17 protein-coding genes and 3 pseudogenes are annotated in these 18,616 nt (G+C 70.0%); 9 read left to right on the forward strand and 11 right to left on the reverse strand.

The annotated features are described in order from the left end of the window. Positions 1 to 104: 104 nt before the first annotated feature. Positions 105 to 1,232 carry a zinc-dependent metalloprotease gene (locus AB0E67_RS17550; RefSeq protein WP_362027222.1) on the reverse strand — a complete coding sequence of 376 codons (1,128 nt, stop codon included), beginning with the start codon at positions 1,230 to 1,232 and terminating at the stop codon, positions 105 to 107. A gap of 125 nt (positions 1,233 to 1,357) precedes the next feature. Next, positions 1,358 to 2,881, reverse strand: a complete 1,524-nt coding sequence (gene dacB, locus AB0E67_RS17555) for a D-alanyl-D-alanine carboxypeptidase/D-alanyl-D-alanine-endopeptidase (RefSeq protein WP_362027225.1) — start codon at positions 2,879 to 2,881, stop codon at positions 1,358 to 1,360. Positions 2,882 to 2,967: 86 nt separating this feature from the next. On the opposite strand from dacB, the gene AB0E67_RS17560 reads away from it, so the two are divergent. Continuing rightward, a complete protein-coding gene (locus AB0E67_RS17560; RefSeq protein WP_351518875.1) occupies positions 2,968 to 3,462 on the forward strand; it encodes an inorganic diphosphatase in 495 nt (164 codons plus the stop codon). A 316-nt stretch (positions 3,463 to 3,778) separates the two neighbouring features. Then, positions 3,779 to 5,500, forward strand: coding sequence for a threonine/serine exporter family protein (locus AB0E67_RS17565; RefSeq protein WP_362027228.1), 1,722 nt, complete (start codon positions 3,779 to 3,781; stop codon positions 5,498 to 5,500). 220 nt (positions 5,501 to 5,720) lie between these two features. Here AB0E67_RS17565 and AB0E67_RS17570 read toward each other — a convergent pair whose 3' ends face one another. Both AB0E67_RS17570 and AB0E67_RS17575 read right to left on the reverse strand, forming a co-directional pair. Beyond that, entirely contained in the window at positions 5,721 to 6,437 is a 717-nt protein-coding gene (locus AB0E67_RS17570; protein ID WP_362027231.1) for a VTT domain-containing protein, read from the reverse strand. Between the two features lie 176 nt (positions 6,438 to 6,613). Further along, complete coding sequence (locus tag AB0E67_RS17575; RefSeq protein ID WP_362027234.1) at positions 6,614 to 7,372, reverse strand: MerR family transcriptional regulator; 759 nt, start codon at positions 7,370 to 7,372, stop codon at positions 6,614 to 6,616. 268 nt (positions 7,373 to 7,640) lie between these two features. Here AB0E67_RS17575 and wrbA point away from each other — a divergent pair. After that, positions 7,641 to 8,264: pseudogene (wrbA, locus tag AB0E67_RS17580) on the forward strand (NAD(P)H:quinone oxidoreductase). Positions 8,265 to 8,313: 49 nt separating this feature from the next. After that, positions 8,314 to 9,738, forward strand: a complete 1,425-nt coding sequence (locus AB0E67_RS17585) for a glutamate decarboxylase (protein WP_362027237.1) — start codon at positions 8,314 to 8,316, stop codon at positions 9,736 to 9,738. 70 nt (positions 9,739 to 9,808) lie between these two features. Here the strand turns inward: AB0E67_RS17585 and AB0E67_RS17590 are convergent, their stop codons facing one another. The 5 genes from AB0E67_RS17590 to AB0E67_RS17610 form a co-directional block, all read right to left on the reverse strand. After that, a complete protein-coding gene (locus AB0E67_RS17590) occupies positions 9,809 to 10,450 on the reverse strand; it encodes a PadR family transcriptional regulator (protein ID WP_362027240.1) in 642 nt (213 codons plus the stop codon). 18 nt (positions 10,451 to 10,468) lie between these two features. Beyond that, positions 10,469 to 11,020 (reverse strand): DinB family protein, encoded by a 552-nt coding sequence (locus AB0E67_RS17595; RefSeq protein ID WP_362027243.1) that lies wholly within the window; start codon positions 11,018 to 11,020, stop codon positions 10,469 to 10,471. A 295-nt stretch (positions 11,021 to 11,315) separates the two neighbouring features. Then, complete coding sequence (locus tag AB0E67_RS17600; RefSeq protein ID WP_362027245.1) at positions 11,316 to 12,773, reverse strand: aldehyde dehydrogenase family protein; 1,458 nt, start codon at positions 12,771 to 12,773, stop codon at positions 11,316 to 11,318. Between the two features lie 53 nt (positions 12,774 to 12,826). Next, positions 12,827 to 13,711: a helix-turn-helix transcriptional regulator gene (locus tag AB0E67_RS17605; protein WP_362027248.1), complete on the reverse strand. Its 885-nt coding sequence runs from the start codon at positions 13,709 to 13,711 to the stop codon at positions 12,827 to 12,829. Between the two features lie 73 nt (positions 13,712 to 13,784). Beyond that, on the reverse strand, positions 13,785 to 14,102 hold the full coding sequence (locus AB0E67_RS17610; RefSeq protein WP_351516982.1) for a hypothetical protein: 318 nt from the start codon (positions 14,100 to 14,102) through the stop codon (positions 13,785 to 13,787). Between AB0E67_RS17610 and AB0E67_RS17615 the strand changes: the two genes are divergently transcribed. Continuing rightward, complete coding sequence (locus AB0E67_RS17615; RefSeq protein ID WP_362027563.1) at positions 14,038 to 14,601, forward strand: ATP-binding protein; 564 nt, start codon at positions 14,038 to 14,040, stop codon at positions 14,599 to 14,601. The genes AB0E67_RS17610 and AB0E67_RS17615 overlap by 65 nt on opposite strands. Before the next feature lie 294 nt (positions 14,602 to 14,895). Here the strand turns inward: AB0E67_RS17615 and AB0E67_RS17620 are convergent, their stop codons facing one another. Then, positions 14,896 to 15,138 carry a DUF397 domain-containing protein gene (locus tag AB0E67_RS17620; RefSeq protein ID WP_073789582.1) on the reverse strand — a complete coding sequence of 81 codons (243 nt, stop codon included), beginning with the start codon at positions 15,136 to 15,138 and terminating at the stop codon, positions 14,896 to 14,898. Positions 15,139 to 15,391: 253 nt separating this feature from the next. On the opposite strand from AB0E67_RS17620, the gene AB0E67_RS17625 reads away from it, so the two are divergent. Together AB0E67_RS17625 and AB0E67_RS17630 are read left to right on the forward strand one after the other, a co-directional pair. Beyond that, positions 15,392 to 15,931 (forward strand): hypothetical protein, encoded by a 540-nt coding sequence (locus AB0E67_RS17625; RefSeq protein WP_362027252.1) that lies wholly within the window; start codon positions 15,392 to 15,394, stop codon positions 15,929 to 15,931. Between the two features lie 267 nt (positions 15,932 to 16,198). Further along, positions 16,199 to 17,322: pseudogene (locus AB0E67_RS17630) on the forward strand (IS630 family transposase). A gap of 72 nt (positions 17,323 to 17,394) precedes the next feature. On the opposite strand, the gene AB0E67_RS17635 reads toward AB0E67_RS17630, so the two are convergent. Next, entirely contained in the window at positions 17,395 to 17,772 is a 378-nt protein-coding gene (locus tag AB0E67_RS17635; protein WP_362027255.1) for a nuclear transport factor 2 family protein, read from the reverse strand. A 114-nt stretch (positions 17,773 to 17,886) separates the two neighbouring features. Here AB0E67_RS17635 and AB0E67_RS17640 point away from each other — a divergent pair, with 114 nt between their 5' ends. After that, positions 17,887 to 18,219: a hypothetical protein gene (locus AB0E67_RS17640; protein WP_362027257.1), complete on the forward strand. Its 333-nt coding sequence runs from the start codon at positions 17,887 to 17,889 to the stop codon at positions 18,217 to 18,219. 36 nt (positions 18,220 to 18,255) lie between these two features. Beyond that, positions 18,256 to 18,600 (forward strand): annotated as a pseudogene (locus AB0E67_RS17645) (Tn3 family transposase); the annotation flags it as partial. Positions 18,601 to 18,616 lie beyond the last annotated feature (16 nt).

Raw genomic sequence — 18,616 nt, forward strand, 5'->3', positions numbered from 1 at the left:
CCCATGCCTCTACGGTCCCTCGGATGGGTGATTACCGGCGCGTTCTTGTCCTGTCGCGCGCCGTCGTGGCCGCCATGGTCACGGCTCTGCCTTACGGTGCACCCTCACTCCGCCCTGCGGTGCACCCTCGCGATCCAGTCCGCGGGCTTCGAGATCTCCGCCTTGGTGGGGAGCGTGTTCGGCGAGGTCCAGACCCGGTTGAAGCCATCCACGCCCACCTCGTCGACCACGGCGCGGACGAACCGTTCGCCGTCGCGGTACTGGCGCAGTTTGGCGTCGAGCCCGAGGAGCTTGCGCAGCGCCTGGTCGAGGCGGCTCGCCCCGCGCGCCCGGCGCTGCTGGAACTTCTCGCGGATCTCGGCGACGGAGGAGACGACCTCGGGTCCGACGCCGTCCATCACGTAGTCGGCGTGCCCTTCGAGCAGGGACATCACGGCGGTGAGCCGGCCGAGGATCTCCCGCTGGGCCGGGGTCTGGACGAGCTCGACGAGGCTGCGTCCGCCCTCCTCGCCGTCCTCGCCCTCGGGGCGGCCCCCGGCCAGCGACTGGGCGGCCTCGCGAAGCCGCTCCAGGAAGGTCATCGGGTCGACGTCGGTCTCTTCGAGGAATGACTGGATCTCGCCCTGGAGGTGGTCGCGCAGCCAGGGCACACCGGTGAACTGGGTGCGGTGGGTCTCCTCGTGCAGGGCGACCCAGAGCCGGAAGTCGTGCGGGTCGACCGCCAGCTCGCGCTCGACGTGGACGATGTTCGGCGCGACCAGCAGCAGTCTGCCGCCGTCGGCCGCGGCCGGGAATTCGCGCCCGGCGGGTGCGAACGTCTCGTACTGGCCGAGGACCCGGGAGGCCAGGAACGACAGCAGCATCCCCACCTCGACCCCGGTCACCTTGCCGCCGACGGCGCCGAGCACGACTCCCCCGGGGCCGTTGCCACGCCGCTCGCGCATCTTCCCCAGCAGCGGGCGGAGCAGTTCGCGGAAGCCGTCGGCGTTGGCCCGGATCCAGCCGGCCCGGTCCACGACCAGGACCGGGGTGTCCTCCGGTTCGGTCCCCTCGGGGATCATCCGGGTGAAGGAGCGGACGTGGTCCTCGGACGCCTTGGCGTGCCGACGCAGCTCCGCGACGACCTCGCGGGCCTCCTCACGGCTGATCTCCGGCCCGGGCCGGACCAGCCGGGTCGCGGTCGCGACCGCGAGATTCCAGTCGACCATCTCGGCCCCACCGATGCTCGTCATGTGTCAACCGTACGTGCTCGGCTCCGTCCGCGCCGGGGTGTTGACGGGGCCACGCCGGAAGCCCGGGGTCCGGGCAGCCGGCGGACCGGTGCCGGGAGGGGCAGCGGCTCACCGGGCGCACCGGTTCACCGGGCGGGGGCGGCGAGGCTGGTGGCGAGGGCGTCGAGGGAGGACTGCGCCTCGGACGGCGAGGTGGTGCCCGAGGCCAGGAAGGCGAAGGCGAGCAGCCGGCCCCGTGCGTCGACGACCGTGCCGGCGAGCGAGTTCACCCCGGTCAGGGTGCCGGTCTTGGCACGGATCAGGCCAGTGCCCGCGGACTTCGCGGTGTAGCGGTCGCTGAGCGTGCCGGTGAACCCGGCCACGGGGAGGCCGGTGAGGACCGGGCGCAGCTCGGGGTGGGCCGGGTCGGCGGCGCGGGCGAGGAGCCCGGCCAGCAGTCCGGCGGTGACCTTGTCCTTGCGGTTCAGCCCGCTGCCGTCGGCGAGGTTCGCCCCCTTCAGCGGCAGTTCGAGCGCGCCGAGCCGCGCGGTGACGGCGCGTCGGGAGCCGTCGAAGTCGGCCGGTTCGCCCGCCGCCACGGCGGTCTGCCGGGCGAGGGCCTCGGCGATGTCGTTGTCGCTGTTGGTCAGGGCGCGTTCGACCAGGGCCGAGAGCGGGGCGGACAGATGCCGGGCGACCGGGCGGGAGTCGGCGGGCGCGCGGCCGGACACCGGCCCGGTCGGGACGGCGATCCCCGCGTCGTCGAGCAGTTCGCCGAAGGCGCGGGCGGTGTCGCCGGCCGGATCGTCGCTGCGCGGGGCGGGCCCGCTGTCGCTGCGGTCCAGCCGGCCCTCGTCGGTCATCAGCGCGGTGAGGGGCGCGATGTTCTCGTTGCGGCCGATCGGATGCCGTGCGGGGCCGGAGTAGTGGGAGGTGTCGTACGCGAGGCGGACCTTCGTCACACCCCGCTGCTTCAGGGCCCGGGCGGTGTCGGCGGCCAGGGCGCGCAGGGCCGCCTTGTCGAGGGTGGGGTCGCCGCCGCCGACCAGGGTGACGGCACGGAAGTCGGGGGACGCCCGGACCGTCGTGGCGATGCGGTGGTGGGGGCCGAGCGCGCTCAGGGCGGCCGCCGAGGTGGCGATCTTGACCGTGGAGGCGGGGGTCATGGGCGTGTCGGCGCCGTGCTCGTAGAGCCGCTTCCCGGTGGCGATGTCGATGACGACGGCGGCGCGCGCGGTGCCCAGGGCGGGGTCCTTCAGCAGCCGGCCGAGGGCGGCGGTCGGGGCGGACGCCGTCCCGTCGGGGGCGGTGCGGGCGTCGGGGGCGGAGTCGTCCGTGGTGTCGGCGGCGCCGCCCGGGGCGGAGAGGGGGGCGAGGACGGGCGGGGCGCTGGGCGCGGGACGCGCACCGGACGGCGTACCGGCTTCGTGATGTACGCCACCTGTGCCGCCGCGGGCCGCGGCCCAGTCCTGCTCGGCCTTACGCTGACCCGAGTCCCACGGGCCGGCGGCAAAGGCGGCGCCGGCCGCGAGCACCAGACCGAGGCCGGCGGCGACGGCCGTGAACTGCCGGTCGCTCAGTCCCTTCAGCCTGGTCGCACCGCCCCTGCGGGTGAGTGCGCCCAGTCTGTCCAGCGGGTTGACCGACGGTCTCTTCACCGGCTCGTCCACCGTTGACCAGCCCCTTTCGCGAGCACACATCTGCGTGGGGGACACTTAATCACCAGTCGTATGTCTTGATCATGGAGGAGCCACCCGTGGAGTTCGACGTCACCATCGAGATTCCGAAGGGTTCGCGGAACAAGTACGAGGTGGACCACGAGACCGGTCGGATCCGTCTGGACCGTCGGCTCTTCACCTCGACGAGCTACCCGGCGGACTACGGCTTCGTCGAGAACACCCTCGGCGAGGACGGCGACCCGCTGGACGCGCTGGTCCTCCTGGACGAGCCGACCTTCCCCGGATGCCTCATCAAGTGCCGCGCCATCGGCATGTTCCGCATGACGGACGAGGCCGGCGGCGACGACAAGCTGCTGTGCGTGCCGGCCTCCGACCCCCGGGTGGAGCACCTGCGCGACATCCACCACGTGTCGGAGTTCGACCGCCTGGAGATCCAGCACTTCTTCGAGGTCTACAAGGACCTGGAGCCCGGCAAGTCGGTCGAGGGCGCCGACTGGGTGGGCCGCGCCGAGGCCGAGGCCGAGATCGAGGCGTCCTACAAGCGCCTTGAGGCGCAGGGCGGCGCGCACTGACGTCCACGGTCCGGTCCGCGGGTCCGATCACGGTTCCGTTCGCGGTTCCGTTTGTGCTCCGGCCCGCGGTTCCGTCCGCGGTTCCGCACTCGGACTCCCGCCCACGGTTCCGTGTGCGGCCCGACCGACGCTGACGTTCCGGAAACGGGTGGCACTCCCTCCCACGGAGTGCCGCCCGTTTCGTCTGCCCGCCGCGCCCGCCCGTTCCTTACGCCCGTTCCGTACGTCCGGCCCTCGCGTTACCACCCCCGCCCGTGCCCATACTGGGGTGCAGAGCCGCGAGCCGAGGTCGCACAGCCGAGGAGGAACTGGTCGAGTGGTGGCGGAACCGGGCGGTCCGGAGGACCAGAAGCCCCAGTCCGACGAGGCACGCAGCGCCTTCGTACCACCGGCGGGGGTGGAGCCGCCCGCGCCGGCCGCGGACGACGACCACCCGACCTCGGAATTCGCCGTTCCGGCCGGTCTGGCGACCGAGCCCCAGGGGGTCGGAGCGGGTTCCGCTTCGGGTTCCGCCTCCGGCTCGGGACCGGGTTCCGGTTCGGGCTCGGACACGATCGGCTCCGCCTTCGCGCCGCCGAGCACGTACCGCGCCCACCAATCGCCTCCTGCCTTCACTCCCGCGCACGGCAGCCCGATGATCCGGCTGACCAAGGAGGCTCCCTGGCAGGACCGGATGCGCACGATGCTGCGCATGCCGGTCGCCGAGCGTCCCGCGCCCGAGCTGGTGCAGAAGTCCGACGAGACGGGCCCGGCGGTGCCGCGCGTGCTCGACCTGACGCTGCGCATCGGGGAACTGCTGCTCGCCGGCGGCGAGGGCGCCGAGGACGTCGAGGCGGCGATGTTCGCGGTGACCCGCAGCTACGGGCTGGACCGCAGCGAGCCCACGGTCACCTTCACCCTGCTGTCCATCTCGTACCAGCCGTCGCTGGTCGACGACCCGGTGACGGCGAGCCGCACCGTACGCCGCCGGGGCACCGACTACACCCGGCTGGCCGCCGTCTTCCGGCTCATCGACGACATCACCACCGGGGACGTCGAGGTCTCGCTGGAGGACGCCTACCGGCGCCTGGCGGAGATACGGCGCAACCGGCACCCGTACTCCGGCTGGGTGCTGACGCTGGCCGGCGGCGGTCTCGCGGGGGCGGCCTCGGTGCTGGTCGGCGGTGGCGCGCTGGTGTTCGTGGTGGCGGCGATCGGCGCGATGCTCGGTGACCGGCTCGCATGGTTGTGCGCCGGGCGCGGGCTGCCCGAGTTCTACCAGTTCGTGGTGGCGGCGATGCCGCCCGCCGCGCTGGGCGTGGCGCTGACCCTGACCCACTGGTCGGACCTGCGGCCGTCCGCGGTCATCACGGGTGGGCTGTTCGCGCTGCTGCCGGGGCGGGCCCTGGTCGCGGGCGTGCAGGACGGGCTGACCGGTTTCTACATCACGGCGGCGGCACGCCTGCTCGAAGTCATGTACCTGTTCATCGGCATCGTCGTCGGTGTGCTGCTCGTGCTGTACATGGGCCTCCAGCTGGGCGCACAGCTGAACCCGGGGACCAGGCTCTTCGCCCCCGACCGGCCCGTGGTGCAGATCCTGGCGTCGATGGCGCTCTGTTTCGCCTTCGCGATCCTGCTCCAGCAGGACCGTTCCACGGTCCTGGCGGTCACCCTCAACGGCGCCGTGGCCTGGGTGATCTTCGGGGCGATGGCCCGTACCGGTGGCATCTCACCGGTGCTGGCGACGGCGACGGCGGCCGGTCTGGTGGGCCTGTTCGGACAGCTCTTCTCGCGTTACCGGCACACCTCGTCGCTCCCCTTCATCACGGCCGCGATCGGCCCGCTGCTGCCGGGTTCGGCCACGTACTTCGGGCTGCTGGCCGTGGCGCAGGGGAACGTGAACGCCGGGCTCGTGTCGCTGTCCACCGCCGTGGCGACGGCGCTGGCCATCGCCATCGGGGTGAACCTGGGGAGCGAGATCTCCCGGTTGTTCATGCGGGTGCCGGGAGAGGTCGGCGGGGCGAACCGCCGCGCGGCCAAGCGGACGCGCGGCTTCTGAGCCGCTCGCGACCTCCGGACCGGAGTTTCCGGACTCCCCCCGCCGGACTCCCGCCGGACTCCCGCCGGAGTCTCGGCCCCGGGCCCGCTGCCCGAGTGTCCGGGCCCGCGACACCGGGGGACGGAGTCGAGGAACCGAGTCGGTGGACACGCCGCGGGGGCGTACGCGCTGTACGCGTACGCCCCCGTGGGAAGCGAGTGTCGTGGGTCCCGGGGCCCGGTCAGCGCTTGGCGTGGCGCCCGCGCTGGACGGCGACCGGGCCACCGTCGGCGGCCGCCCCGTCGCCCGAAGCCGCGATACCCGCCGCCGCTTCCTTCTTCGCCTTGGAACGGGCCCGCAGGAACTCGATCGCGATCGGCACCACCGAGATGAGCACGATCAGGATGAGTATCGCCTCGATGTTCTTGTGGACGAACTCGATCTTGCCGAGGGCGGAGCCGAGGAGCGTGACGCCGACCCCCCACAGGATCCCGCCGATGATGTTGAACACGATGAACGAGCGGTAGTTCATCCGGCTCACACCGGCGATGATCGGCGTGAACGTGCGCACCACGGGGACGAAGCGGGCCAGGATCAGCGACTTCGGCCCGTACTTCTCGAAGAAGTCGTGCGCCTTCTCGACGTTCTCCTGCTTGAAGAGGCGGGAGTCCGGGCGCCTGAAGAGCGCCGGGCCCACCTTGCGGCCGAAGAGATACCCCACCTGGTCACCGATGATCGCCGCCACGGCCACCAGCGTGCAGACCATCCACAGCGGGGACCGCAGCTGGTCCGTGGTCACCAGCAGGCCCGTGGTGAAGAGCAGGGAGTCACCGGGCAGGAAGAAGCCGATCAGCAGTCCGGACTCGGCGAAGACGATGAGAAGAACACCGGGGAGTCCGAAGGTGTTGATGAGATAGTCCGGGTCCAGCCAGCTCGGTCCGAGCGCAAGCGTATTCAAGGGTCCGGGCTCCTGAGTCGGTCGATGGCGGCTGCGTGGCCGCCGACAACTGCGTGGCCGCCCAAAGCTATCAACGCGAAATGGCGTCGTCGGGTTCCAGTCTCCCTCACGGGCGCGCAGACCGGGCCAACCCGAACAAATCCCCCCTCGCGCGGCCGCCGCACGGCCGCGCGCGACTACGAGAGGCGTTCCGCGTTGGCGACGACGGCGTCGCGCAGGTGCTCGGCCATGCCGGGCCGGATCGACTCGTAGCGAGCGTGGAACCGCGGGTCGGACACGTACATCTCCGCGAGCGCCCGATGCATCTCGGGCGAGCACGGGTAGAACCACTTGGTGATGTGCTGCCGGTACGCCTCGACCAGGTCCATGGCGCGCGCACCGGTGGCCGGCTCGCCGGCCTCCATCAGCGCGGCGTAGGCGGCGTCCCAGTCGGCCACCTCCACCTGCATCCGCTTCCAGTCCTCCTTCGTGTACCGGGCGGCCCGGCGCTGCGACTCGGCGTAGGCGTCGGTGCCGCCCCAGCGGCGTTCGGCCTCCTCCGCGTGCTCCTCGGGGTCCTGGTCCCCGAACACCTCGAACTTCTCCTCCGGCGTGAGGTTGATGCCCATCTTCCGTGCCTCCATGGCTGTCTCGACGGCGTCCGCCATCCTTTGGAGCCCGGCGATCCGGTCGGTCAGCAGTCGGTGCTGGCGGCGCAGGTGGTCCTGCGGGTCCGCGTCCGGGTCGTCGAGCAGTACCGCGATCTCATCGAGCGGGAAGCCCAGCTCCCGGTAGAACAGGATCTGCTGCAACCGGTCCAGGTCCGCGTCGTCGTACCGGCGGTGACCGGAGTGGCTGCGCCCGCCGGGCGAGAGCAGCCCGATGGCGTCGTAGTGGTGCAGGGTGCGCACCGTGACCCCGGCGAAGCCGGCCACCTGTCCCACGGAGTAGTCCACGACCCTCCCCGCTCCCTTCTCCGCTCCCGGCGCCTCCCGCCCCGGGGACGCCTGAATCCCGGGTACGTTCCGATCCTGCGTCCTGACGTCACGTGAGGTGCAAGCCCGAGCCCCCTCACAGCACCGCTCGGCCGGTCGACAGGTCGGCCGCTCGGCCGAGTGGCCGACCGACGCGCCGGACGCCCCCATGTTCCGTATCGTCCTCTCCATACGGATACGCCCGGATATGTTCGGAGGCGTTCCCTCGTGCCTGCCGGAGGTCTCCGCGATGTCCACGCCCGTCAACGTCGCCGTCATCCACTACTCCTCGACCGGCACGGTCGCCGCGATGGCCAAGGCCGTCGCGGAGTACAGCGGAGAAGACCGGTGCACAGGTACGGCTGCGCAAGGCCGCCGAACTCGCCCCGCAGGCCGCCATCGACTCCAATCCGGCCTGGGCCGCCAACGCGAAGGCGACCGCCGATGTCGCCGAGGCGTCGCCCGACGACATGATCCGGGCGGACGCCGTGACCCTCGGCACACCCACCCGCTTCGGCAACGTCACCTCCCAGCTGAAGCAGTTCCTGGACACCCTCGGGGGCCCCTGGCAGGCGGGCCGGCTCGCCGACAAGGTGTACAGCGGCTTCACCTCCACCAGCACCCCGCACGGCGGCCAGGAATCCACCCTGCTGGCGCTCTACAACACGGTTCACCACTTCGGCGGCATCCTGGTCCCCCCGGTCACACGGACCCCGCGAAGTTCGTCGACGGGAATCCGTACGGCACCTCGCACGTGTCGGGACAGGGCGACATCCCGGTCGGCGAGCAGACGCTGACCGCCGCCCGGATCCAGGCCGAGCGGGTCGTGAAGTTCGCCCACGCCATCAAGGACGGCCTCGCCGCGGAGAGTTGATCCCCCCACCGCAAGAAGTCCGTCGAGAGCCGAGAAGGGCTGTCCGCCGATGTCTCTCCACACTGGTTCGCCCCGCGGCACGGAACCGTCCCGGGAACGCCGCAGGCTCGCCCTCAACCCCTTCTTCGGGGAGGCCGATCCGGTCGCCGGCATGGAGACGGCGCCGCCGCGCCACCGGCTTCCCGACGGGCCGATGCCGCCGTCGACCGCGTACCAACTGGTCCACGACGAGTTGATGCTGGACGGCAACGCACGGCTCAACCTCGCCACCTTCGTCACCACCTGGATGGAGCCCCAGGCCAGGGTGCTGATGGGCGAGTGCTGCGACAAGAACATGATCGACAAGGACGAGTACCCGCGCACCGCGGAGCTGGAGCGACGGTGCGTGGCGATGCTCGCCGATCTGTGGAACGCACCCGACCCGTCGGCCGCCGTGGGCTGCTCGACGACCGGCTCCAGCGAGGCGTGCATGCTGGCGGGGATGGCGCTGAAACGCCGCTGGGCGGCCAGGAACGCCGACCGCTACCCGGCGTCCGCCCGGCCGAACCTGGTCATGGGCATCAACGTGCAGGTCTGCTGGGAGAAGTTCTGCAACTTCTGGGAGATCGAGGCGCGGCAGGTCCCGATGGAGGGCGACCGCTTCCATCTCGACCCGCAGGCGGCGGCCGACCTCTGCGACGAGAACACCATCGGCGTCGTCGGCGTCGTCGGCTCCACCTTCGACGGCTCGTACGAGCCGATCGCCGAACTCTGCGCCGCCCTGGACGCGCTCCAGGAACGCACCGGCCTCGACGTCCCCGTCCATGTCGACGGGGCGTCCGGCGGGATGATCGCGCCGTTCCTGGACCCGGACCTGGTGTGGGACTTCCGGCTGCCCCGGGTCTCCTCGATCAACACCTCGGGCCACAAGTACGGACTGGTCTACCCCGGCGTCGGCTGGGCGCTGTGGCGCTCACCCGCCGAACTTCCCGAGGAGCTGGTCTTCCGGGTCAACTACCTGGGCGGCGACATGCCGACCTTCGCGCTGAACTTCTCCCGGCCCGGCTCCCAGGTGGTCGCGCAGTACTACACGTTCCTGCGGCTGGGCCGGGACGGATACCGGGCCGTCCAGCAGTCGTCCCGCGACATCGCCTGCGAACTGGCGGAAAAGATCGAGGAGTTGGGGGACTTCCGGCTGCTCACGCGGGGCGATCAGCTGCCCGTCTTCGCGCTGACGACCACACCGGACGTGGAGGCGTACGACGTCTTCGACGTGTCGCGGCGGCTGCGCGAGCACGGTTGGCTGGTGCCCGCGTACACCTTCCCGGCCAACCGGCAGGACCTGTCCGTGCTGCGGGTGGTGTGCCGCAACGGCTTCTCGTCGGACCTGGCCGAACTGCTCACGGAGGACCTCCGGCTGATCCTGCCCGAACTACGCCGTCAGCCGCATCCGTTGAGCCACGACAAGCAGGCGGCGACCTCCTTCCACCACTGACGTCCGTCGCTGACGTGCGTCACCGGCCTCCACCACCGAGTTCCGACCGGTCACTCGCCCTTCCGCCCGGTCACTCGTCGTCGCCGGGATCCTGGACGCCCGTCGCGTACGGATTCTCCTGCCCCTCCGCGAGCACGCCGACGAACGGTTCGCCCTCCCCCGCGAAGCTGTACGCCCCGCCCTCGATACGGGCGATCAGCCCGCGCGTCCACTCGGCCCCGGCATCCGCCGAGTGGACCCACATGTTCATGATCTCGCCGATGTGCCCGAGCGCTTCGGGCCCGGCCTCCGGCGTGTAGTACTCCGTGACCGATGCCCGCCAGGCCACGAGACCGGCCACCCGCTGCCTGAGCAGCCCGATCACCTCGGACCGCTCCAGGTCGACCATGCCGCCGAGGCCCGCCGCCAGTGCGTCTGGCTTCTGGTCGTACGAGGTCAGTGCCTCGCGCAGCAGCGCCAGGTACTCCTCGTTCCCCCGCTCGGTGATCTCGTACTCGGTCCGCGGCGGGCCGCCCACCGTGCTCGGAGCGGTCTCGTGGGCGACCAGCAGCCCCTGCTTCGCCATCTGCTTCAGCGCGTGGTAGATCGATCCGGGTTTGGCGTTGGACCACTCGTGGGCGCCCCAGTACTCCAGGTCGTTGCGGACCTGGTAGCCGTGCGCCCGCCCGTGCTGACGCACCGCGCACAGGACGAGCAGCCGGATCGCGGACATGTCACGCACCCCTTCTGATCAACTTTGACCAGCGTAACCCCCCGCCTTGGCGACCAGCTCGAGCGCGGTGCTGCCGTCCAAGGACTCCCGGATGATGTCGGCATGTCCGGCGTGACGCGCGTGCTCCTCGACGAGGTGGAGCAGCAGCCAGCGCATCGAGACCCGCCCCTCCTTGGGGAACCAGGGCGCCTCGGGAAGCGGGAAGGTGTCGTCCAGGCTGGGCACCGAGCGGATGAACTTCTCGACCTGGACCGCGACGTCCTCCCAGAACTCCAGCATCCCCTCCACGGTCTCGTCACCGGCGAGCCGGAAACTGTCCGCCCAGGTCTCCTGGTTGCGCGAGGTCTCGCTCGGCCGCTGCTGGGCCATCCGCAGCCAGTTGAGCTCCGTCTCGGCGACGTGCTTGAGCAGCCCGCCCAGGGACAGTTCGCTCGCGCTGGGTCGGCCCGCCGCCTGCTGCGCGGTCAGACCGATCAGTGAGCGTCGGATCGCGCCGCGCTGTGCCTCGACGAAGGAGAGAAGCGCGCCGCGCTCGTCACCGAAAGCTTCTGCGGGAACGTGAGTGACCATGATGTCCACCTCGGGAACCGTGCCGGATTCTGCTTGTTCTTCCAGACACCGGTCACGCTAGGACCCCGAGAGGTCAGATCCTGACCTCATTGCGCGGCGGACGCCCGAAACACGCTCCCCGCAGCGGGCACCTTACGACCTCGTCCACGATTGGCAGTGGAGGAAGGAGCGGCGTCTGGGGCCTTCGAATCCAAGGCGGAGGAGGGAGTCGACGCGGAGCGTCGGGGACTGACGACAACGCCGGAGGCGGAGGTCCCAGACACCGCGACGCCGCTGACAATCGTGGACGAGGTCGTTAGAAGGGGAACGCGCTCCGCCCGTGCTGGATGGACATCCACGTCTGGGTCGTGAAGGCTTCCACGGCCGCCTCGCCGTTCAGCCGGCCGACCCCGGAGGACTTCTCGCCGCCGAAGACCACCAGCGGGTCGTCCTGGACGGTGGGACCGTTGACGTGGAACATCCCGCTGACCACGCGCCGCGCGAACCGCACCCCGCGCTCGATGCCACGGGTGTGGACGGCGCCGCTCAGACCGTACGGGGTGGCGTTGGCGATCCGTACGGCTTCGTCCTCGCCGTCGAACGTCATCAGGACCACCACCGGGCCGAATATCTCCTGGGACAGCAGCGGGGAGTCCTCCGGCAGCCCGGTGAGCACGGTCGGTTCGACGAGGTTGCCGCGCGTACGGCCCCGTACGGGCGCGGTGGCCCCCTCGGCGAGGGCCTGGTCGACGAAGGCGGTCAGCGCGTCGGCCTGGAACGTGTTGATGACCGGGCCGATCTCGGTCCGCGGGTCGCGGGGGTCGCCGGTCCGCAGCGCGGCCACCCGGGCGGTGAACTTCTCTGTGAACTCCCGCTCGACACGGCGGTCCACCAGGACGCGGTTGGCGGCCATGCAGACCTGGCCCTGGTACATGAATCGACTGAAGACGGCGGCGTCGACGGCATGGTCGACGTCCGCGTCGTCCAGCACCACCAGGGCGCTGTTGCCGCTGAGTTCGAGGATCGTGCGCTTGAAGTGCCCGGCCGCGACGGCGCCGACGTGCCGGCCGACCCGGTCCGTACCCGCGAAGGAGATCATCTTCGGCACGGGGTGTTCGATGAACGCGTCCCCGATCTCGGCGACATCGGTGATCAGCACGTTGAGGAGTCCCGCGGGCAGCCCGGCGTCCTCGAAGATCTTCGCCAGCAGCACACCGCCGGAGACCGGGGCGTTCTGGTTGGGCTTGAGGACGACGGCGTTGCCGAGGGCGAGAGCCGGAGCGACGGACTTCATCGCCACCAGGAAAGGGAAGTTGAAGGGACTTACGACACCGACGACGCCTATCGGCCTGCGGTGGACACGATTCTCCTTGCCGTCCACCGGGGAGGGCAGAATGCGGCCCATGGGGCTCAGCGCCAGCCGTGTCGCGTCGCGCAGGAATTCCTTGGCGACATGGATCTCCTGCTCGGCCTTGGAACGGATGCCGCCCAGTTCGTCGATGACGACCTCGACGATCGCTTCGTGCTGCTCCTCGATGATGTGCAGCGCACGTTCCAGAATTGCCCGGCGTCGGTACGGTCCCGTGGCGGCCCAGGACCGCTGGGCGCGTTCGGCGGCGCGGTAGGCCAGGTCGACCTCGCGCGCGGTGGCGATGGTGATCGCGGCGAGTTTCTCACCGTTGTAGGGATTGAAATCGATGATGTCCCACGAGCCGGTTCCGGTCCGCCACTCACCGTCGATGTACTGGTCGGCCAGCTCGTAGAAGAACGACATACGATCCCCAACTCAGGTGCAGACTCCCATCGGACCGTCATCGTAACGATGAATCAGGTCAGTTGGAGGAGACCACGAAGGAGATCGCGGCTCTCCTCGGGCCCCGGACTGTCCTCGTGCAACCGCGTCATGGCTTTTTCGTACTGAGCGACTTCTTCGGCCTTGTCCAGATAGAGCGCACTTGTCAGCTGCTCCAAGTAGACGATGTCCGACAGATCGGATTCCGGGAATCGGAGCATGGTGAATGAACCCCCCTCTCCCGCGTGTCCGCCGAAACTGAAGGGCATCACCTGAAGCAGGATGTTGGGGTGCTCGGACATTTCGATGAGATGCCGCAATTGCCCGCGCATCACTTCGCGGTCCCCGTACGGGCGGCGCAGCGCCGCCTCGTCCAGCACCGCGTGGAAACGCGGCGCGCGTTCGGACACGAGGGCCTTCTGGCGTTCCAGCCGCAGCGCGACGCGGCGTTCGACCTCGACGGCGGGGGCGTCACCACCCATACCCCGGGTGACGACCGCGTGCGCGTACGCCTCGGTCTGCAACAGCCCGTGGACGAACTGGACTTCGTACACCCGGATGAGCGACGCCGCGCCCTCCAGGCCGACGTACGTCTGGAACCACCCCGGCAGCACGTCTCCGTAACTGTGCCACCACCCCGCCACGTTGGCCTCGCGCGCCAGGCCCAGCAGGGCCTCGCGCTCCGCCTCGTCCGTGACTCCGTAGAGCGTGAGCAGGTCCTCTACGTCCCTGGCCTTGAAGCTCACCCGTCCCAACTCCATGCGGCTGATCTTGGATTCGGATGCCCGGATGGAGTAGCCGGCCGCCTCGCGGGTGATCCCACGCGAGTCACGCAATCGCCTGAGCTGTGAGCCCAGCAGGATGCGCCGCACCACAGATCCACTCGACTCGCCTGCCGCCACTGGTCCGGTCCTCCCCATCGCTTCCTGGACAAGGGGCCGCCCCCCGAACCCCAAGTGCCGGATTCTGCCACCAAAACGCTTCGCCCCGTACTCATTCGATTACGCAGACGGGAAGGGCTTCGTAAAGCTGTGAAAATCCCCGCAGGAAGAAATGCCCAAGAACCGGCACGGGATCGGACAGGTCCGGCGCGTGCACGTGCATCTGCCCTTGCATCTGCTCGGCGCATTCGGAACGATGGCCATCGCGCACCTGCGTGCTCGTTCGTGTTGTGCCGCTGTACCCCGTAGTACCGATACAGCCGCGAATCCCGGGAGTGCCTCGCATGGGGACGAATGGATCGACGATGCTCGCGCCGTTACGGCAAGGGCTTCCACCCATCGATCCCTCAGCCGTCTCCGGCTCGGCCACCTGCACCTTGCCCGCCCGCTACGAAGCCGTGAGCGGGGCGCGACGGTTCACCCGGACGACACTGACCGGCTGGGGGCTGGACGACCGCTTCGACGACGTCGCCCTGGTCGTCTCCGAACTCGTCACCAACGCACTGCGCCACGCGCTTCCCTCGGACATCGCGCCGGATCCGCAGGAACCACCCGTACGACTGCACTTGATGCGTTGGAGCTCACGTCTGGTGTGCGCGGTGCGCGACCCCAGCCAGGAGAGCCCGATCGCCTCGGAGGCGGCGGACTCCGCGGAGTCCGGGCGCGGCCTCTTCCTGGTGGAGTCCATCAGCGACTCATGGGGCTGGTACCCCTCCCCCTTCCTGGGCGCGGAGGGCGTCGGGGCCGGGGTGATGCCGCGCGGGAAGGTCGTCTGGGCGCTGTTCCGGCTGTCCGGGTGCCCGGAGGCCGCGTCGGCGGCCCCCCGGGTGCCGTACACCCGCGCACCGGGTGGACAGCTGACGAGCTGACGACCGGCCGACGGGCGGACAGCCGACGACCGGCCGACGGGCGGACAGCCGACGACCGACCGTCGGGCGGACGGGGCGGGACACCTGACCGGGGCGGGACACCTGACCGCATGGGTGCCGGGCCGTCCGGCGACGGGCGGGGCATCGCCCGGTGGGCGCCAGGCCAATGCCGGTGGGCGACGGTCGGGACGATCGGGTGAACAGTCGACGGGTGACACCGGCGACCCCACCGGCCCGCGCGACGCCCGCTCTGCTTCGAACTCCGTTCTGCGCAAGGCCCGTTGAGGGTTCGGGTCAGCCGCCCGCGACGAGATGGTCGAACTCGCCGTCCTTCACGCCGAGCAGCAACGCCTCTATCTCGGCCGGCGTATAGACCAGTGCCGGACCGTCGGGGTGGCGCGAATTCCGCATCGCCACATCTCCCCCGGGCAGTTTCGCGAACTCCACGCAGGATCCTTGGGAGTTGCTGTATCTGCTCTTCTGCCAGACGACTCCGCGAAGCTCTGTGGCCGCCATGCCGTTGTACACGTGGTGCACAGGACGCTCCCCGAGTTACAAGGTGCAAGTGTCAACTGTCTCGGATCATAACCTTGTTCAGATATCCATGCATGAGCAGATGCATGAGCGGATGCACGTGCACACAAGGTGTTCCCGCGATTACAGACTCAGACGCAGGAAGAGGCATCCGGGATGCCTCTTCGGTTCGCCTACCCCGCCTCGGCCCGCCCATCCCGATACCGCGCGCTGGTAGCTTGGCGCGGTCTTTATGCCGTACGAGGGGGAATTCCAGATGTGGAAAGTCGTACGCTCCGGCGCCGTGATCGCCGCCGGACTCCTCACCGCGCTCACGCTGACCGGCTGCGGCGGCGGTGACGGCGGTGACGGGGGAAAGAACGGCCCGGGCAACGGACAGGACGCCGGGAAGACCGGCCGGGCTCCCGGTGGCGACGGCTCCGGAGACGATACCGGGGGCGGGCCGGGGAACGGTTCGGGGAGTGGCTCGGGGAGCGGTTCGACCAACGGCGCCGGGGCGCTGGAAGGGGCGTGGGCCGGGAAGACCGACGGCAAGGCGGTGGTCCTGTCCGTCGCGTCCGGGAAGGCGGTGCTCATCACCGAGCAGGGCGCCTGCACGGGCGAGGTGCGGGACACCGGCAGGGTGACGCTGACGCTCAAGTGCGCCGACGGAAGCACGGACCGCACCGACGGGACCGTGGAGTCCGTCAACGGCCGGACCGTCGTGGTGTCCTGGTCCGCCGGCACGAAGGACACCCTGGCAAAGACCGCGCCAGGGGCACTCCCGTCGGGTCTGCCCGACCTGCCGGACCAGTAGAAATCGCCGACCCAGTAGAAATTGCCGCACCGGTGAACTTGCCGGACAAGCAGCCCCCGGCCCAGTAGGTCCTGCCGGGGCCAGCGGGACCTGGCAGACCTGCCGAGCCTGGCCCGGCCTCGGGGAACATCGCTACAGCCGTTGGCGCTGAGAACGATCACGGGTAGCTAGTGCCGCTCCCGGCACTAGTGCTGTGACCGTGAAGGTTCGCCGGCTTGGTGGTCGCGACGGTTGGATGTGACGTCCGATCCGATCGCTGGACGCGCGGTGGCTGAGCCTGTCCGTGTACGCAGACTGACCGATCAGGAGGGGCAGAAGCTGCAGCAGATCGTGCGCCGGGGCAGCACGAGTTCGGTGCGCTACCGGCGCGCGATGATGCTGCTCGCCTCGGCGGGCGGGAACCGGGTGCCGGTGATCGCCCAGCTGGTCCAGGCCGACGAGGACACCGTGCGCGATGTGATCCACCGCTTCAACGAGATCGGCCTGGCCTGCCTTGACCCTCAGTGGGCGGGAGGCCGTCCCCGCCTGCTCAGTCGTGACGACGAGGACTTCGTCATCCGGACGGCCACCACTCGCCCCAGCAAGCTCGGCCAGCCCTTCACCCGCTGGTCGATCCGCAAACTCGCCGCCTACCTGCGGAATGCGCACGGACGTGTCATCCGCATCGGCCGTGAAGCCTTACGGTGCCTGCTCCGCCGCCGCGACATCACCTTCCAGCGCACCAAGACCTGGAAGGAGTCACCCGACCCTGATCGCGATGCCAAGCTCGACCGGATCGAGCAGGTGCTGGACCGCTTCCCGGACCGGGTCTTCGCCTTCGACGAGTTCGGGCCCCTGGGGATCCGGCCCATCGCGGGCTCCTGCTGGGCCAAGCAGGCCGAGCCCAACCGGCTGCCGGCGACCTACCGTCGCACCCACGGCGTCACCTACTTCGACGGCTGCTACTCCGTGGGCGACGACCGCCTGTGGGGCGTCAACCGCCGCCGCAAGGGCACCGCCAACACCCTGGCCGCGCTCAAGTCGATCCGCGCCACCCGACCCGACGACGCGCCGATCTACATCATCCTGGACAACCCCTCCGCCCACACCGGCGCCGACATCCGCCGCTGGGCGAAGAAGAACAAGGTCGAGCTGTGCTTCACCCGACCTACGCGCTTCCTGGGCCAACCCGATCGAGGCCCACTTCGGCCCGCTGCGGCAGTTCACCCTGGCCAACTCCCACCACCGCAGCCACCCCGCGCAAACCCAGGCACTGCACCGCTACCTGCGCTGGCGCAACACCAACGCCCGCCACCCCGACGTACTCGCCGCCCAACGCAAGGAACGTGCCCGCATCCGCAGCGAAAAAGGGCATCCGCTGGGGCGGACGCCCCCTCAACACCGCAGCCTGACCAACTGCGAACCGCAGCCCCCGAGCGCCGAAGGGGGCAAGTTCAGGAGAAGGACAGCGACAGAAGGATGACTCAGGAGGCGGACGGCTCGATCTCCCCCGCGAAGACGATGACCTGGTCGATGAGGCTCCGTCGCAGATGGACGACATCCGTTCCCGCCAGGCGGGGGCCTCCATCAGGCGTGGTGAAGACCCACTGGTACCGGGCCCATTCGTGAGGCATGTCCACCGCTGAGCAGCGCACCATCGTGCCGGTCCCCGCCGGGTGGCGCCGGATGTCCAGCACGAACCGCTCGACCGCCGCGATTCCTTCGCTGCGGCCCAACGGTCCCCAGAAGACCACGTCTGAGGTCAGGGCCTGGGAGAGCAGGGCAGTCACATAGCTGTCGTCCGAGGCGTTGAACGCGGAGATGAACGTGTCGATCGCGGAGCGTGCGGTCTCTTCCTGCATGCCCCAGTAATACCAGCCGTTTCGCATGTGCTCGTCCCGCGAGCCGCCTTCCGATCACGGTGAACCATCCCGGTCACAGCGAACGGGCCCGACTGGGAGGCGGTCGAGAAGGACGTGCTGGCCGGGTTGGGCCTGGACATGCCCGTCACCGAGCACCTGACGGAGCTGGTGCGCGGCCTGGATGCCGGGTGGAAGCAGCTCGCCGAACGGCTGGAGGAGGCGGGGCCGACGGCGAAGGTCTCCATCGAGGTGCAGGACGACGGGTGGGTGAAGCTGAACGTCGACAAGCTCGGCGCGCTCGGCGGGCCGAAGTCCCTGACCTGGCTGCGCAAACGGGTCGAGAAGATACTCCCGAAGATCGACCTGCCGGACCTTTTGTTCGAGGTGAACGCCTGGACCGGGTTCCTCGACGCCTTCGTGCACCTCGGGGACGGCACCACCGGATGAAGGACCTGCCCACCTCCATGGTCGCGCTGCCGGTCCCGCCACAAGCTCGCCCGCGACGTGTGCCACGGCAAGCGCGGCACCATCCACCAGGCGTACCGGGACGGGATGGCGGACCAGCTCGGCGCGCTCGGCCTGGTCCTCAACGCCATCGTGCTCTGGACGACCCACTACATCGACGCCGCCGTCGCCCAGCTGAAGGCCGAGGGCCACGAGATCCGGGACGAGGACATCGCCCGGCTCTCCCCGCTCAAGCACCGCAACCTGAACCTGCTCGGCCGCTACAGCTTCCCGGCCTCGACCCCGGCCGCCGGCGCCCTGCGCCCGCTGCGCGACCCGGAGGCGTCGGAGCTGGACGAAGACGACGACGGCGGGCAGGAGTGAGTATCAGGAGCCGATC

Origin of the sequence: Streptomyces sp. NPDC032161, from assembly GCF_040636995.1 — a bacterium.
Classification (GTDB): Bacteria; Actinomycetota; Actinomycetes; order Streptomycetales; family Streptomycetaceae; genus Streptomyces.

Bases quoted from the DNA above. Each gene is read 5' to 3' on its own strand.
- AB0E67_RS17595 (WP_362027243.1), bottom strand. From the start codon at position 11,020: ATGGTCACTCACGTTCCCGCAGAAGCTTTCGGTGACGAGCGCGGCGCG.
- AB0E67_RS17605 (WP_362027248.1), bottom strand. From the start codon at position 13,711: ATGGGGAGGACCGGACCAGTGGCGGCAGGCGAGTCGAGTGGATCTGTG.
- AB0E67_RS17600 (WP_362027245.1), bottom strand. From the start codon at position 12,773: ATGTCGTTCTTCTACGAGCTGGCCGACCAGTACATCGACGGTGAGTGG.
- AB0E67_RS17615 (WP_362027563.1), top strand. From the start codon at position 14,038: ATGCTCGCGCCGTTACGGCAAGGGCTTCCACCCATCGATCCCTCAGCC.
- AB0E67_RS17625 (WP_362027252.1), top strand. From the start codon at position 15,392: ATGTGGAAAGTCGTACGCTCCGGCGCCGTGATCGCCGCCGGACTCCTC.
- AB0E67_RS17550 (WP_362027222.1), bottom strand. From the start codon at position 1,232: ATGACGAGCATCGGTGGGGCCGAGATGGTCGACTGGAATCTCGCGGTC.
- AB0E67_RS17590 (WP_362027240.1), bottom strand. From the start codon at position 10,450: ATGTCCGCGATCCGGCTGCTCGTCCTGTGCGCGGTGCGTCAGCACGGG.
- AB0E67_RS17585 (WP_362027237.1), top strand. From the start codon at position 8,314: ATGTCTCTCCACACTGGTTCGCCCCGCGGCACGGAACCGTCCCGGGAA.
- AB0E67_RS17635 (WP_362027255.1), bottom strand. From the start codon at position 17,772: ATGCAGGAAGAGACCGCACGCTCCGCGATCGACACGTTCATCTCCGCG.